The organism is Corynebacterium sp. LK10 (genome assembly GCF_008042455.1).
GTDB lineage: Bacteria > Actinomycetota > Actinomycetes > Mycobacteriales > Mycobacteriaceae > Corynebacterium > Corynebacterium jeikeium_D.
Genome location: NZ_NOVT01000015.1, coordinates 91,282 through 105,125 on the forward strand (window position 1 = coordinate 91,282; position 13,844 = coordinate 105,125).

Annotated in this window: 10 protein-coding genes; 5 read left to right on the forward strand and 5 right to left on the reverse strand. The window is 60.6% G+C overall.

Translation table 11 applies throughout. The features are described 5' to 3' along the window. Nucleotides 1-36: 36 nt before the first annotated feature. The 5 genes from CHU70_RS04860 to CHU70_RS04880 form a co-directional block, all read right to left on the reverse strand. Nucleotides 37-3,435 (reverse strand): arabinosyltransferase domain-containing protein, encoded by a 3,399-nt coding sequence (locus CHU70_RS04860; protein ID WP_147719259.1) that lies wholly within the window; start codon nucleotides 3,433-3,435, stop codon nucleotides 37-39. Nucleotides 3,436-3,553: 118 nt separating this feature from the next. After that, on the reverse strand, nucleotides 3,554-5,575 hold the full coding sequence (locus CHU70_RS04865; RefSeq protein ID WP_147739779.1) for a galactan 5-O-arabinofuranosyltransferase: 2,022 nt from the start codon (nucleotides 5,573-5,575) through the stop codon (nucleotides 3,554-3,556). A 120-nt stretch (nucleotides 5,576-5,695) separates the two neighbouring features. Further along, nucleotides 5,696-6,457: a decaprenylphospho-beta-D-erythro-pentofuranosid-2-ulose 2-reductase gene (locus CHU70_RS04870; protein WP_049189783.1), complete on the reverse strand. Its 762-nt coding sequence runs from the start codon at nucleotides 6,455-6,457 to the stop codon at nucleotides 5,696-5,698. A 25-nt stretch (nucleotides 6,458-6,482) separates the two neighbouring features. After that, nucleotides 6,483-7,952 (reverse strand): FAD-binding oxidoreductase, encoded by a 1,470-nt coding sequence (locus CHU70_RS04875; protein WP_049193891.1) that lies wholly within the window; start codon nucleotides 7,950-7,952, stop codon nucleotides 6,483-6,485. Between the two features lie 113 nt (nucleotides 7,953-8,065). Further along, complete coding sequence (locus CHU70_RS04880; protein ID WP_005510976.1) at nucleotides 8,066-8,293, reverse strand: hypothetical protein; 228 nt, start codon at nucleotides 8,291-8,293, stop codon at nucleotides 8,066-8,068. Between the two features lie 19 nt (nucleotides 8,294-8,312). Between CHU70_RS04880 and CHU70_RS04885 the strand changes: the two genes are divergently transcribed. From CHU70_RS04885 to CHU70_RS04905, 5 genes are all read left to right on the forward strand, one after another. Further along, a complete protein-coding gene (locus CHU70_RS04885) occupies nucleotides 8,313-8,966 on the forward strand; it encodes a hypothetical protein (RefSeq protein ID WP_048732041.1) in 654 nt (217 codons plus the stop codon). Between the two features lie 51 nt (nucleotides 8,967-9,017). Beyond that, nucleotides 9,018-10,001 (forward strand): hypothetical protein, encoded by a 984-nt coding sequence (locus CHU70_RS04890; RefSeq protein WP_049172474.1) that lies wholly within the window; start codon nucleotides 9,018-9,020, stop codon nucleotides 9,999-10,001. A gap of 78 nt (nucleotides 10,002-10,079) precedes the next feature. Further along, entirely contained in the window at nucleotides 10,080-10,613 is a 534-nt protein-coding gene (locus CHU70_RS04895; protein WP_053087276.1) for a GtrA family protein, read from the forward strand. Between the two features lie 18 nt (nucleotides 10,614-10,631). Then, nucleotides 10,632-12,554 carry a glycosyltransferase gene (locus CHU70_RS04900; RefSeq protein WP_070595838.1) on the forward strand — a complete coding sequence of 641 codons (1,923 nt, stop codon included), beginning with the start codon at nucleotides 10,632-10,634 and terminating at the stop codon, nucleotides 12,552-12,554. A 10-nt stretch (nucleotides 12,555-12,564) separates the two neighbouring features. Next, nucleotides 12,565-13,761, forward strand: coding sequence for a hypothetical protein (locus CHU70_RS04905; RefSeq protein WP_147719257.1), 1,197 nt, complete (start codon nucleotides 12,565-12,567; stop codon nucleotides 13,759-13,761). Nucleotides 13,762-13,844 lie beyond the last annotated feature (83 nt).

Below are 13,844 nucleotides of genomic sequence, written 5' to 3' on the forward strand. Positions count from 1 at the left end.
TCTCCTTAGGTGAAGGAGGCACCGAGGCTCTTTCGCCTAGGGATCCTTCACAATCATCTTCCCGGGCGAGTATAGACCCGAGCGAGTGATATCTTCATACTCAATTTCGGCGACATCCGGCTTGACCTTGTCCTTATTCGGACGCGGCGAGAGCTTCTCGACGGAACCCCAGTCGCGGCGCCAGTCGTTCTTGAGGTAAGTCGGTACGGACGTAGCCTCATTCACAGCGTCGGAGAATCCGAGCGGACCACCGCCATCGACCGACTGCCAGACATCTGCACCGACGACCTTCAGGCCACGGTCCGGAGTGATGCGGTACTCCGGAAGCTCTGCGACACCTGCGTAGTGGTCGAACGGACGCTGGCACGGGAACTGGAAGGCAACCGGCCAGTCCGGGATAGTCGCAGTTTCCGGCGAAATGACATCAGTCATCGACTGCAGCTCGGCCAGGCGAGGAGGGGTCAGCGCCAGCCACTGATCCTCGGAGACGTCATTGTCCTCCGCTACCAGTCGCACAGCGGTAGCTCCCTCTGGGATCTCCTCGGTCAGGAAGCGCAGGTTACGCCAGGTCGGAGCAGGGCCGATATCAATCGGCTCCGACTCGGAGAGGACCTCGAAGCCATCCTCGTCGCCGCCCTTGCGACCGTACTGTGCCACCAGCTTGCGACCCTGCTGAGCCACACCGTTGATGTCGTGGTGGAAGATACGGCCGGCCGCCGATACGACGAGTAGCGGGTGGGCCTCGTCAATCTCAGGCAGCTGGAACCAGGAAGTTTCCAGGCTTGCAGGACGCTGAATGTCCTCGGAGTAGGAGCCAAGCACCGGCACCTTATCCGGATCCAAGCCAAATGGCAGCTCGACCTGCGAGCCGTTGACACCCTTGTCGGCGCGCTTGCCGCCGTCGGTGCCCGACGCGGAACCGCCCTCAACTGTGGCTTCCGGATCAGTAGATTGATCATCAGTGTCGGCAGTACTTGCCTGGCTCTGGCTGGTGTCCACAGCTTCGGCCTTCATATTTGACGGGACGCCGTTCGGGTCGAAGCCACGGTTCTTGCCGCCACCGCGCAACGATTCCGCTAGCGGCTTGCCATCGACGGTATTCAGGAAGCCATCGTTCGGATCGGTTTCCATCAGCACATCGCTCGCCATATTACATGTCTGACCAGCCAAGGAGCGGATATTGCCCGCGGCGACCGAGTATGCCGGGTACTGCGATACTGCGCCCTTGCCCAGTGAAGCCACCATGAACATCGTCACCAGCAGCGTCGTCACCGCAATCGGGGACGATGCAACTGCATTGATGCGGCGCGCGCGTGCCGACTTTTCCTGCGACTTCGGCTTGGTGCGGAACTCCTGGACGAAGTTCATTACGGCACCAGCCAGCAGCAGTAGCAAGGCTAGAGCCAATACTGCTGAACCCAGCTGGTGGCCGCGCAACTGAATAGTCTTGTCGAACCACGGCACACCGTAGGACGACACATACCACCAGCCGTTAATGCCCATCAGCGAGAAAGCGAGGATGAAGGTGAAACCACCGGCAAAGAACAGCTGGTTGCGCGGGTTACCTGCTACCCAATGGCTAATGGCCATAGCGGCAAGTGCTGCCAGGGAAGCCGCGATGCCCGCGTACACGCCGAAGTGGTGCGTCCACTTTGTCGGCGTGAAGGTCAGGAAGAACATGGTGCCGATGAACATGAACACCAGGCGTGCCGACGGACCGGCCAGAGCCCCCGGAACGGTGCGGTGACGAAGCAGCGCGGCAATCGTGATGCTCAAGCACGCCAGTGCAATCAGAACCGGGAAACGACGCGGGAAGGCGCCGTCGACCGACTGCAGCACCAGCCAGTAGTAGCGGACGTACTCGTTGTACCAAGGCTCCGACGGGCCGATGATGCTGCGGACGCGAATGGACTCGCGGACCGTGGCCAAAGTCTGGTCGCCGAAGACACCGACCAAGATGGCGGTGCCCGCAGCCAGGAACGGTGCAATCTGCATCAGTGGGGCCTGCCAACCACCACCGAGAGCCTTATGGCGCTCAACGACAATGCGCACCAGCATCGGGATGCCTGCGAGCAGGGCAGCAACTGCCATTAGGCCCGTTGGGCCCGAGCCCAGTGCCAGCGTGGCGATAACCACTGCGACTGCAGCTGGCAGCAGGCGTCGAGTTAGAATTGCGCGCTCGATAAATACCCAGGTCAGCAGGGATCCCAGAGCAATGACCGGCTCCGGGCGCAGTCCGTTGTTGTACGGCAGCCAGAAGGCCAACAGCACACCAGCAGCAGACCAGTAGGCCACCCGGCGCTGGGCAATCTTCTCGCCGAGGCGCGGGATAACCATTCGGGAAATAATGAACCACACCAGCAGTGCGGACAGCAGCGCAGGAAGTCGCATCCACAGAGACGAGGTGGACACCTTCACCATCAGCGACAGCAGGTCGTAGTAGGGGCTGCCGAACGGTGACTCAGGAGCGCCGAACCAACGGTAGTAGTTCGCCATGTAGCCCGACTCGTCGGAGACGCGCGCCATGGTGAAGATGTAACCGTCATCGGAGGTGTTGCCACCGATGAAGTGCCAAACAACCAAAATCGTGCCGACCAGGATGTCCAGCGGAGTCGGCTTCAACGCACCGCGCTTGAACAGCGGAGTGAAAGGGGAACCGTCGATACGGTCAATGCGAGCCAACGCGACCAGGGAAGCCAGCGTCAGAAGCAGACCCAAGTACATGACGATGTACTTCACCACTGTCGGGTGTGAGGTGTAGCGGGAGTCGATGTTCATGTGGACATCGAGTCCATCGGCTACGGCCTTGGCCGCGTCACCGTCAGCGGGCAGGTCAGTGTAGATACCGGTGACCTGCGGACGGTAATCGCCGTGTGTGGTGGCGGTGAGCTTCTCACCATCTGAGTTCTTGGCGCCGTCGATGTTGACGGTGGTCTCATGCTCGTTTGAGCGGATCTCCAGGATCTTGCCCTTGTTGCTGGCAAGCTCCTTCTTATCCAGGCTCATCACCACGCTGTCGCGCAGAATGACGTCGAGGCCGTCCTTGCCCGAACGCACCATCAGGCCCCGTTTGGTCGGCTTATCCGCGGTCGGGGGGATAGTCGACAACAGGGTCGTCCGTTTGTCGGAAAGTTCATCCGTCAGGGACAGAGGCAGATCGACGCTCAGATCCAACGGTGCCTGCGCCATAAGCGGTGCATCCACTGAGTTCAGTGTGTCGCGCTGAGGCCAAGACACGGAGGACTGAGTATTCACGACCGGGAGGAACGGTGTGATGACAAAGCAAATGAAACCGACGATTCCAGCGATAATCGCTGTCCAACGAGTCAGTGTCGTAGGAGAGGGGCCGTCCATAGGCGGTCTCTCCACGCGGTCGATGGTCACTTCGGGTGAGCCGTCGACACTTTCTTTGATTTCTTTAGTTTCGGCAGTCACAAGGAAAGATACTACGGTAATTGGCGTTTTTCTTTGAGTTTGCAACGCGAAAGTTACATCACAGTTTCCACATTAGTAACAGGAATCACGTTTACAGCAGGGGATAGCCGCCCAATACCTACTTGCGAACCGCCACTACGAACGGGCCGACCTGGTTTAGCTCCCAGTGCTTCTCAAATGCAGAGCGGGCAAAATTCAGGCTCCGGAAGACCACATTCGGATTGTTCGGATAGATATCATCCGCGATGTCCAACGTCAGTGGAGCGGCATCCTCGGCATCAGGTGTCTCAACCTCGCCCCGCAGCACAATGGCATCCGGTCCGCGCCACGGCGTTGCATCCATGGCCTGCACGAGCTCATCGGGATCGCGAATCTCCGACCATTCCTCCAATGCCTGATTACGGCGGTCAAACTCACCCAGAGGGTTAGCGTAGTGGCTGGTCAGTGCCTGGAATCCATACCAGGGATAGAGTGCTTGGAAATTCTTCTCATCCGTCAGCACCACTGTCTGGGCCGGATCGAGCCCGGCCTCCTTCAGCGTTTGGTCCACCGCTGAGTACCACGCCCCGGCATTCGGTGGGAAGCGGTCCGCGCGCTCGCCGTTACCGTCGGTGTCGGTATGCGCCAAGTCGATGGCACCATGCAACTTATTCGGAATCGACTGCGCGTAGCCAATGCCCGCCAGCAGCAAGACTGCCGCCATTACCGCGGAAACGCGCTTGGCAATGTGAGCTGGTGCCGCCTGCGGCCAATACTTCTCGATGCCGTTGAGACGGGCGTCGGCAAGCGCGACCACACCAGCCGCAATCAACATAAACGTAATCGGTGCGGTGAGGCGGAACCCCAGCAGTGTGCGTCCGAGCAACGTCGCCACCATCGAGGCAACTACCCAGCCATAGAGCACCAGCGTGCCCAGGCCGAGCGCGCGGGCATCCGGCTCCGTGGCGCTGACCAGCATGCGCACGACACCGATGAAACACAGCACACCGATTACGCTGGCGGCGAGCATCGGCAAAGGCAGCTGCGCGCCCTCCGGGGGCAGGTAGTGCGTCGCTGTCGCGCCCGAGCGCGGTGCCCCCGTCGCAACCGCCAGCATGTACGGCCCCCACACCGTCGCCGCAATCAGCATCGATCCCACGCCCATAATGATCAGACGCACTACAGGCATCCAAGAGCTTGACGACGTCCACGCGACCACGGCCAACACGACCACAATAAGCGCGCCTACGGCAGTGTAAAGAGTGTAGAAGGTCGCAGAAATACCCAGGAAGACGAGCACGCCAAACATGGCGGACCAGGCGCCGGTGAGACCGCGCCAGGCCATCACGGTCATCGCCGGAAGACCCATAGCAACGACTGCGGCGTAGGGCTCATCGGCGACAGTCGCCAGGGCGACCGCCGTGGTTGTCAGCGCAATGCCAGTGGCCACGGGCAGGGAGCCACTCAGGCGTTGCCACACCGGGACCAAAACACAGCCAGCGGCAGCGAGTGTAATCAATGCCCAGGGCTGGAAGACCTCCCAGCCGGCAATGCCCAGGATATTGGCCAGGCGTCCGCCCAGGAAAAACCAACCAGCGGGGTAGAAAGACGGGATGTCGATGTACGACATGTCATGCAGGCCAGGCTCCGAGGCCATCCTGGTGAGGTATTCAGTGCGGAACTCCTGGTCGACGGACAGACCGTCCAACCACAGCCTGGTCGAGCCCATCGGTAGGCCGACGGCAGAGACCACCAAAATGGCCGGTGACATGTAAGCCATCAGATACGTCAACCACGTTAGCCACCGGGGGCGATTATCTTTGCCCTTGGTGGCGAAGAAATACAGCAGGACGGTGGTGAGCGTCAGCGTGATGACAATCAGCGCTGTTGCGACTGCCCTGGTCAGCTGCGAGCCGCCAAAGGCCGGCAGCGACAGGCGGTGGAACACAAACCAGGACGCTAGAGCGATAACCGAACCGCCCACAAGCGCTGCGAACAGGTAGGTCAGAGCAGCCTTGAGGGAGAGCTGGTCATCGTTGAAGATTTCGTAGCGATCTTCGTCAACCAGCTCACTGTAGGATCGTGCGCCCGTTGTGTTGGCGCTAGTGTTGTCGGCACCCGTGGTGTCAGCGCTCGAGGTTTCGGCCTGCTTGTCTACCATGCCCTCAAGTTTTGCACAGGAACCGGACTCCGACGAACGGCGGAGCTAAAGGTGGGTACGTCAGCCCGTCAAGCCCCGTCAAGCTCCGCCGAGTTCCATCGAGTCCCCCGAGTCTCGCTTTTAAATCGGCAGCTTCTTGAAGATCGGGCGCGGAATGTGCTTCAGCACCATCATCACCAGCTGGAATGCCGGCGGAGCCCAGACCAGTGTCTTACCGGCCTCGACGGACTTCACCGCGAGCTTGGCGACATCTTCCTTGTTCACAGTCAGCGGGGCCTCGTCCACGTCAGCGGACATACGGGTACGTACCTGACCAGGGCGGATAACCAGGGTCTTGACGCCGTACTCCTCCAGGGCCTCGCCCAGGTTCAGGTAGAAACCATCCAGGCCGGCCTTGGTGGAACCGTAGACAAAGTTGGAGCGGCGCACGCGCTCACCAGCGACGGAGGACATGGCAATGAACTGACCATGGCCCTGCGCCTTGAACTTCTGGCCAACCAGAACACCCATCGACATCGCGCCGGTGTAGTTGATGTTCGCAGCCAGGACGGCCTTGCGCTGGTTCTGCCAGAGCTCCTCGGCGTCGCCAAGCATGCCGAACGCGACGATGCAGATGTCCACGTCGCCGTCGGCAAATGCCTTATCGACGACCTCCGGGTGGGAGTCGAAGTCCGTTGCGTCGAAGTCGAGGGTGACCACCTCGGAAGCGCCGGCGGCCTTCATCTTTTCAGCGGAGGCCTCGCGCAGCGGATCGTTCGGCAGGGAAGCCAGGATGACCTTGGCTGGGCCCTTCTTCAGGAACTCGGCGGTAATGGCCAGACCGATTTCACTAGTGCCGCCGAGCAGCAGGATGGACTGGGCAGCGCCTACAGCATTAATCATTGGGGCTTAAATCCTCTCGGTTCTTTTAGTGCAGTTCCAGTCGACGCGACATGTCAGAGGCGAAGACACCGTGCGGATCGATCTCATTGCGGGTGTCCAGCCAGCTCTGCATCTCGGGGTACATCTGGTGGAAGTTAGCGGCGGAAGTGCGCGACTCCTTGGCCAGGTAGAGGCGGCCGCCGAACTCCATGACGCGCTTGTCCAGATCATCGAGGAAGGCGCCGAGACCCGGCTTGATCGGGAAGTCCACGCAGACGTTCCAACCCGGCATCGGGTAGGACAGTGGGGCCTTGTTGCCGGGGCCAAAGAGCTTGAACACGTTGAGCGCGGAGTAGTGGCCGGAGCGCTGCATGTCCCGGATGATGTCCTTGAAAGGCTCGACGGCGTCGGTCGGCACCACGAACTGGTACTGCAGGAAGCCGTTGGAGCCGTAACCACGGTTCCACTCGCCGATGAGGTCCAGCGGCTGGTAGAACTGCGTGAGGTTTTTGACCTGGTTACGCGCCGGGGCGCCCATGAAGTAGTAGGCCTCACCGATAGCCATGAGGGAAAGCTTGTTCATGGTGAAGTTCGGGAAGATATCCGGAACCGTCATCAGCTGCGGAGCGTTGAACTTCAACGGATCTTTGGCCAGCTTCGGGGCGAATTCCTCCAGCTGCGCCAAGGTTGCGAGCGAACCGCGGGAAATAGTGGAGCGGCCCAGCTTTGGCTCCGGGGAGATGACGTCGAACCACGCGGAGGAATACGTGTAGTTGTGCTCCGAGCCATCGGAGTGGAATGCCACGGTCTCGTCGAGGTTATTCGTGCGGTCCGTATCGGCGATGAAGTAGGCCGTCTCGGTCTTGGTCATCTTGATCCGAGCGCGGACAATAATGCCGGTCAGGCCCATGCCGCCGACGGTTGCCCAGAACAGCTTGCCGTCCGGGTCGTCTGCAGAGCCCTCCGGCTCAAGGTGCAGGATACGGCCGTCAGCGACCAGCAGCTCCATCGACAGCACGTGGTTGCCGAAGGAACCTGCGGAGTGGTGGTTCTTACCGTGAATATCCGGACCAATGGCACCACCGATAGTGACCTGGCGAGTTCCCGGCAGCACCGGCACCCACAGGCCGTAGGGCAGTGCGGCCTTCATCAGCTGGTCCAGCGTGACACCGCCGTCGACATCAACAATCGCCGACTCCTGGTCAATGGAGTGGATCTTGTTGAGCTTCTGCATGTCGATGACCAGACCGCCCGAGTTCTGGGCGGGGTCGCCGTAAGAGCGGCCCATACCGCGGGCAATTACACCGCGGCGCAGGTGGGCAGGCTTGTCGGAGTTCTGGTCTGCGACAGCCTTGACGGCGTTAACGATTTCATCCAAGTCCGGCGTCGACAGCACCTGGGACTTAGCGGGGGCGGTACGACCCCAACCGGTCAGGGTCCTGGCTTCTGTGTGTACGGCTCCGTAGGCACCGTTCGAAGCATCGGTGCTGGACTTGCCGTTAGTGTTAGTGGACATCAAGGCTAGGCTACCCCTTTGCACCGGCTCCGTCGCCCGTGACGCTCCGAGGTGTTGGTCACGCTTGAGGTCGCGCACGGGCCGTCGGAAAGCAAGCGAAATGTGCGGAGAGACTATAGATCCATAATTTTTCGGATCTCTTCCGGCAGCATTTCCTGCGAGGTGATCTGCGGGCCGTCGTACGCCTCGAGTGCGCGGTAGACCTGTGCGCGTTCCTTGCTGTCGAGGATGGGCAGTTCCTCGGCGAACAGCATGACCATCTGGTTCGACAGCGGGGTGTTGGTGTACTCGGCGGCCATGTTGATGGTTTCACGCGGCTTCTTCTTGAAAAAGTCGAACATGCGATAAAGGCTACCCCGCGTGGGATCCGTCACTCGCGATACCATCAACCTCATGACTTCCACGCCTGCTGCTACTCCGCAGACCCTTGCCGTATGTAGTTCCACATCGCCCGTTGTCATTTGGCATGTGGAGCTCTCGCCGTCCTTTGCAGGCGAGAGGTTGTCGGGTGCATGGCTGGTGGATCCGCTTGACGACGGAGCCCTGGAGACCGCCACCAATCTGCTCACCGGTTGCTTTGTTGCGTCTGTGACCGCGGGCGATGGTGACGGTGACGCTGCGGCAGAGAGCGCTGAGGGTGCTGAGGGTGCGGACTTGCTATCGCAAGCGATTGAGCAGGCGGGGGCCACGGTGATTGACCTGCCGGCATCCGTGGCCGGCATTCGTGACCACATCGGGCAGCTGCGCGCTGCCGCGAAGGAAGAGAAGGCCAAGCCCGGCAAGGGAAATCTGACGGAGCCGCGGTTTCCCAAGGTCAACGACGTGGAGGTTATTGATTTTCCGCATGTTGGCGAAAAAGTCGCAGGGCCGGTGCTGGGGCTTGCCCGCGGGGTAGAAGAGCTGGTGGCGCAGTGGACCGCGGTGGAGTCGCAGCGCCTGCGTCGCAAGTACTTGGTAGAGCCGTGGGGCGCGGAGCCGCGCCAGATTCCACTGGTAAAAACGCGCGCATTGTAGCGAGTTTTTGCTATCCAGGCCACATTGTTTTTCCTGCGTACGCTGTGAGGTATGGCAGCACAGACCGATAACGTAGTCGCCTTCCCGGGCGTTCGCGTGGCCACGGAACCGGCCACGCTCATTATCGGTGCCTCTTTGGAGGAAGAACCGTGCAGCGCCCACCGCGTCTTCGGGGTCAATGACCAGATGGATCTGCGAAGCCTGTCCCGCGTGTTAGCGGTCATCTTTGGGTGGGGCGAGGAAAGCGTGCCGACGAAGTTCCATTTGCCCGGCTCTGCGGTGGAGTCTGCGGCGCAGCTGGTGACTGGCGGCAGACCCGCAGCGGTCGGAGTCGTCGATGTTCCCCTGTCCACCACAGTTGCCGAGGTGCTGCAAAGTCCCGGCGATACCCTTATCTGGCAGTGGGGCTTGTGGGAACATACCTTGCAGGTCAGAGAAGCTTTTGCCCGCGATGAGGCCACCCCGGATGCCCTGTGTATCGGTGGCTCGGGCTCTATCCGCGCACTGGGAGATGTGGACGCGGAGGAGCCGGTAGATATTGCCGCAATCAATAGGGAATTGACCGGGCGGGACTCTATTCAAAATACGCTGGCCACCGCTCGTGCTGATGTGGTGGACATCATCGAGAGGTCGGGGGTGTTTGAATTCGTGCCCCTGTTACAGGCTCTGGACCTGCAGAGGTCGGAATCAACCGCGCTGGAATTGACCGGGGAGGCGGGGGAGAGCGTCGTTAAGCGATTGCGCGCATTGCCTATAGAGGACGCCGAGAAAGACCCAGCCGGGCACGATGCGGCATTGGTGGAGCTGCTGTGCTTGGCGGCGCTGACCTCGGATGAGCTACGGCATGATGTGGCGGCGCATGTCATGGAGCGCCTCGGCTGGGAGAGCGACGAGGGCATCCCGCTATCCGGCGAGGACGTTGAGGAATTGGCGGCGGCTAGCTGGGCGGAGATGAGCGCGTTGGGGCTAGCTGGGGAGGATGCGCTCTCGCCGGTGGAGCGGCTGGATCTGCTGCGTGAGGCGCTGCGGCGTTAGTTCTTTTCTCCTCTTTATTGCCTGTTTATGTTCGCGCTGGCTGTTTGTTAGCTGGCCGGTGGCCTAGAATTCCTAGGCGTGTCAGCGAATGAAACAGCAAATGAAAACCCGAACCGCGACAACGGCAAGCTCGGAAACGGCTCCCACGAAAACGGTTTTGTCGTAGAGGACTCGGCCGCAGTGCCAATGGCGACGGAGACCAAGGACGAGCACGGACTGAAAGTGCAGATGATGCGCTTTATCATCTCCGGCGTCATCGCGGCGGTGGTGGACTTCGGCCTGACGTTCATCATGCTCAACGCCTTCGGGGCGACCAACTTCTGGGGCAAGACGGTCGGCTGGGTTTTCGGCACGATTACGGCGTACATCATTAACAGCCGCTGGACCTTCAAGTCGAAGTCCTCGGCGAAGAAGGTGCTGGCAGTTGCGGTGCTGTACCTGATTACCTACGCCACCCAGGTCGGCATCTTCAACGTGTTGCAGCCCTGGCTCGTCGAATCCTGGGACTGGAACGCGCAGTGGGCACAGTTCGGCGCATTCGTCGTCGCACAGGGCGTTGCGACGGTAATTAACTTCATCATTCAGCGTGTATTCATCTTCCGTGTGAAATAGCGCGATACGCTGGGGGACGTGACTTCGACTGCTTCTAATAAGGAATCCACTCAGCTGACCGCCGAAACCGATGTTGACATGCTGACTATTCAGCGCGTGCTGTTTGCTCCGCCCGCAGACTGGGTGGAGCCGGATTTGTACTACCGAGTCGAAGGCGTTGGCGCCTACGACAGCTCGGTGCAGGCCACCCGTAACTCGATCACGCTCGGTCGCCACACCGTAGTGCGCACTGACACCTACTTCGGGCGCTTCCGAGCTTCTTACTGGCAGCGCTGGACCTCAATTAAGCAGGTCGAAATCCGTGCGCGCGTGGTCGGTTCCGCGCGTGTGCTGGCCTACACCGAGGATATTGGGGGCCACCTCCGATTGGAGGACTCCTGGGCAGCGGGTGGCTCGGATGCCGACGGCAACTGGACCGGTGAGCACTCGCCGATGTCGGGTTCTGCCAATGAAGAGGTTCGCCTGACCGTCCCGCTGGACCGCTTCGCCGATGGCGGTGCCATTCACCTGCGCTTCGACACCGAGGACGCAGGCGCAAAGATTTCCGATGTCCGCTATGTTGTGCCCAAGTCGGCTATCAAGCGCGATATTCCGACTGACCTGGTCATTTGTTCTTACAACCGACCGGTTGACTGTGCTCGAACCGTCGCCACGCTGGCTGAGGACCTGCCAGCCCTTGAGCGCGTTCGCACCATCCGCGTCGTTGACCAGGGCGAACAGCACCCGGCTGACGAAGCCGACTTCATCTGGGCCAAGGAGATCCTCGGCGAGCGCCTGAACGTTGTCCACCAGCCAAACCTCGGCGGCGCCGGCGGTTTCTCCCGCGGCATGCGCGACGCCACCGCTGCGGGCGACTGCATGGTTCTGCTTACCGACGACGACATCCGCCCCGAGCCCGAAACCACCCTGCGCCTATCCGCCCTGGCCGTATGCGCGGAAAAGCCGATGCTGCTCGGTGCGCAGATGCTCTTCCTGTTCAACCCGACCAGCCTCTTCCGCACCGGTGAGACCTACAACTGGAAGGCGCTGACCGTCGAGGAGAACGACCCCAAGTTCGGTTACGCCGACGTGGACGTGCGCAAGTACCACCAGCTGCGTCGCCTGGGCGTTGACTACAACGCCTGGTGGACCTGCCTGGTGCCGTCCGAGGTCATTAAGAAGATTGGCCTGGCGCTGCCGCTGTTCTTCCAGTACGACGACATCGACTACGGCTTCCGCGCCGCCAAGGCCGGCTACCCGACTGACACCATTCCGGGCGCCGCCGTCTGGCACGCCGATTTCTACTGGAAGGACATCGAAAACGCCGCCCAGTACTTCGGCCTGCGCAACTCCCTCATCGCCGCCACCATGCACGGCGATGTCACCGCAAAGGACATGGTCAACGTCGCTTCACGACGAATCCTCTCGAACCTGGTCTCCATGCGCTACGGCCTGGCCTGGACGCAGATGGAAGCTGTTCGTGACCTGCTGCGTGGCCCGGAGGTGCTGAAGAACGCATCGCAGGGCGACTTCGCACGCATTTCTGCTGGTCGAAAGAACTTCCCGGAGACCGAGCTGCTGCCGATGCACGAGATGCCGGGTGGTCTGACTCCGGTTCGCCCACCGTCACACGAAATCTCCAGTGAAAACAAGACGATGGCAAAGCGTTTGGCTTATACGCAGATGGGTAAGAAGCGCCCTGGTCCGGTGGCTGTGGCCTTCGAGGACTCCTTCTGGTGGCACATTTCCACGTTCGACGATGTCTGGGTCACCGATGCCTCCCAGAACGGAGTGCGTCACCTGGTCCGCGACCTGGATAAGGAAAAGTCCATGCGCGCCGAGACCATCAGCCTCATGCGCGAACTGTCCTCCAAGTGGGACGACCTTGCGAAGCAGTGGCGTGCCGCCGTGCCATCTTTGACCAGCGAAGACAACTGGGAAAAGTTCTTCCAAGGCGAGTAGTTCTTCAATCATGACCACGCACACACCCACGCCTTCGACTAGCTCAGGTGGCAAAACCCGCAAGCAGCTCATCGCCATTTTGGTGCTATTGGTGCTGATTATCCTGTTGCTGGCTCTGTTCCTTTTCCTCCAGGTTTCTGGGGATCGAGGTGGCGATTCGGCGGCTGCCGAGGGTGGGGCGTCGTCGTCAAGCGAAAATGGCGATGCGCAGGTGCAGGCGCAGGCGGAGAAGGCCGTCGTTGTGTACAAGCAGGTGCTGGCGAACCCGGCGCCACTGCAGACTTTTGTCGGAGAAGTTAGCCCCGGTGGGGCGATGAAATATGCGCTCGTGCATCTTGATGATGGGTGCGTGCCCGAGCTGGTGCTGAACTATGGCACAAGTGCGATGAGCGCCGAAATTGATGCGATTGGTGTCTACGGCGTTGACGAGAATGGTCAGGAAATTCAGTTTCAGAATTCCTACCATGACGGCGTGACTTCTGTGGGCGGTGTACGTCGCGCTCTTCAGCGAGCTACTGGTCAGCCGGGTATGTTCTCGTTTTCTGCAGAGAGGATGGGGCGCGATCAGGAAGATTTGCTGGTGACGCGCCAGGGCAATGAGCTGGTGGAAACGCCTGCGAATCCGGGTGCCGGGGAGTTCGAACAGTTTAACTGGATTCCGGTTGACAACCTGGATGTCGTCGAGGCCATTGCTGCTGGTAATGACTGCGCGCCGGGCTCGGGCTCGGGCTCGAATGGTGCTGGCGCTGATGGTGGTAACGGTGGCAACGGCGGCCCGAATCCGACGGCGGGGCGGTCGGCTTCGGGGTCGGGGGCTGGTTCGGGTTCGCAGTCCGGGGCGTCGGGTTCTAGTCCGCAGGGGTCGAGCAATGGAACCAGCGGCCAGCAGACCGTAACCGGTACCGTGAAGGTTTTCCAGAACCGAGCCGAGGTTCTCGCTTATCAGCAGCGTGAGGATCCCAACCCCCATGCTGCCGACAATCGACAATTTGCGATTCTGGTTCTCGACCAGCCAACTGAAGTGACAGCAACGCTTGCAGGAAGTAATGAAACTGAGACACGCACTATTGACCATGTCGTGATTAACCCAAATCGCCACAGCGATGGGGAAAGGGCAACGATTAGCTTCTCAGCTGACGAGAAGTACTGGCCGTCAGACACCGGCATTCCGTTCGGTCTCGCAGTTGAGGACGGCGCCAAGTATTAAGTAAGCGACAGCTGGGTGTCCGCAGCTAGTTATCCACAGCCGCCAAATTGTCCACAGAAACGGGCAATTCGGCGGCTTTTCTG

Coding starts and splice junctions, on each gene's coding strand:
- CHU70_RS04865 (WP_147739779.1), bottom strand. CDS start 5,575: ATGGTAGACAAGCAGGCCGAAACCTCGAGCGCTGACACCACGGGTGCC.
- CHU70_RS04870 (WP_049189783.1), bottom strand. CDS start 6,457: ATGATTAATGCTGTAGGCGCTGCCCAGTCCATCCTGCTGCTCGGCGGC.
- CHU70_RS04875 (WP_049193891.1), bottom strand. CDS start 7,952: ATGTCCACTAACACTAACGGCAAGTCCAGCACCGATGCTTCGAACGGT.
- CHU70_RS04880 (WP_005510976.1), bottom strand. CDS start 8,293: ATGTTCGACTTTTTCAAGAAGAAGCCGCGTGAAACCATCAACATGGCC.
- CHU70_RS04890 (WP_049172474.1), top strand. CDS start 9,018: ATGGCAGCACAGACCGATAACGTAGTCGCCTTCCCGGGCGTTCGCGTG.
- CHU70_RS04905 (WP_147719257.1), top strand. CDS start 12,565: ATGACCACGCACACACCCACGCCTTCGACTAGCTCAGGTGGCAAAACC.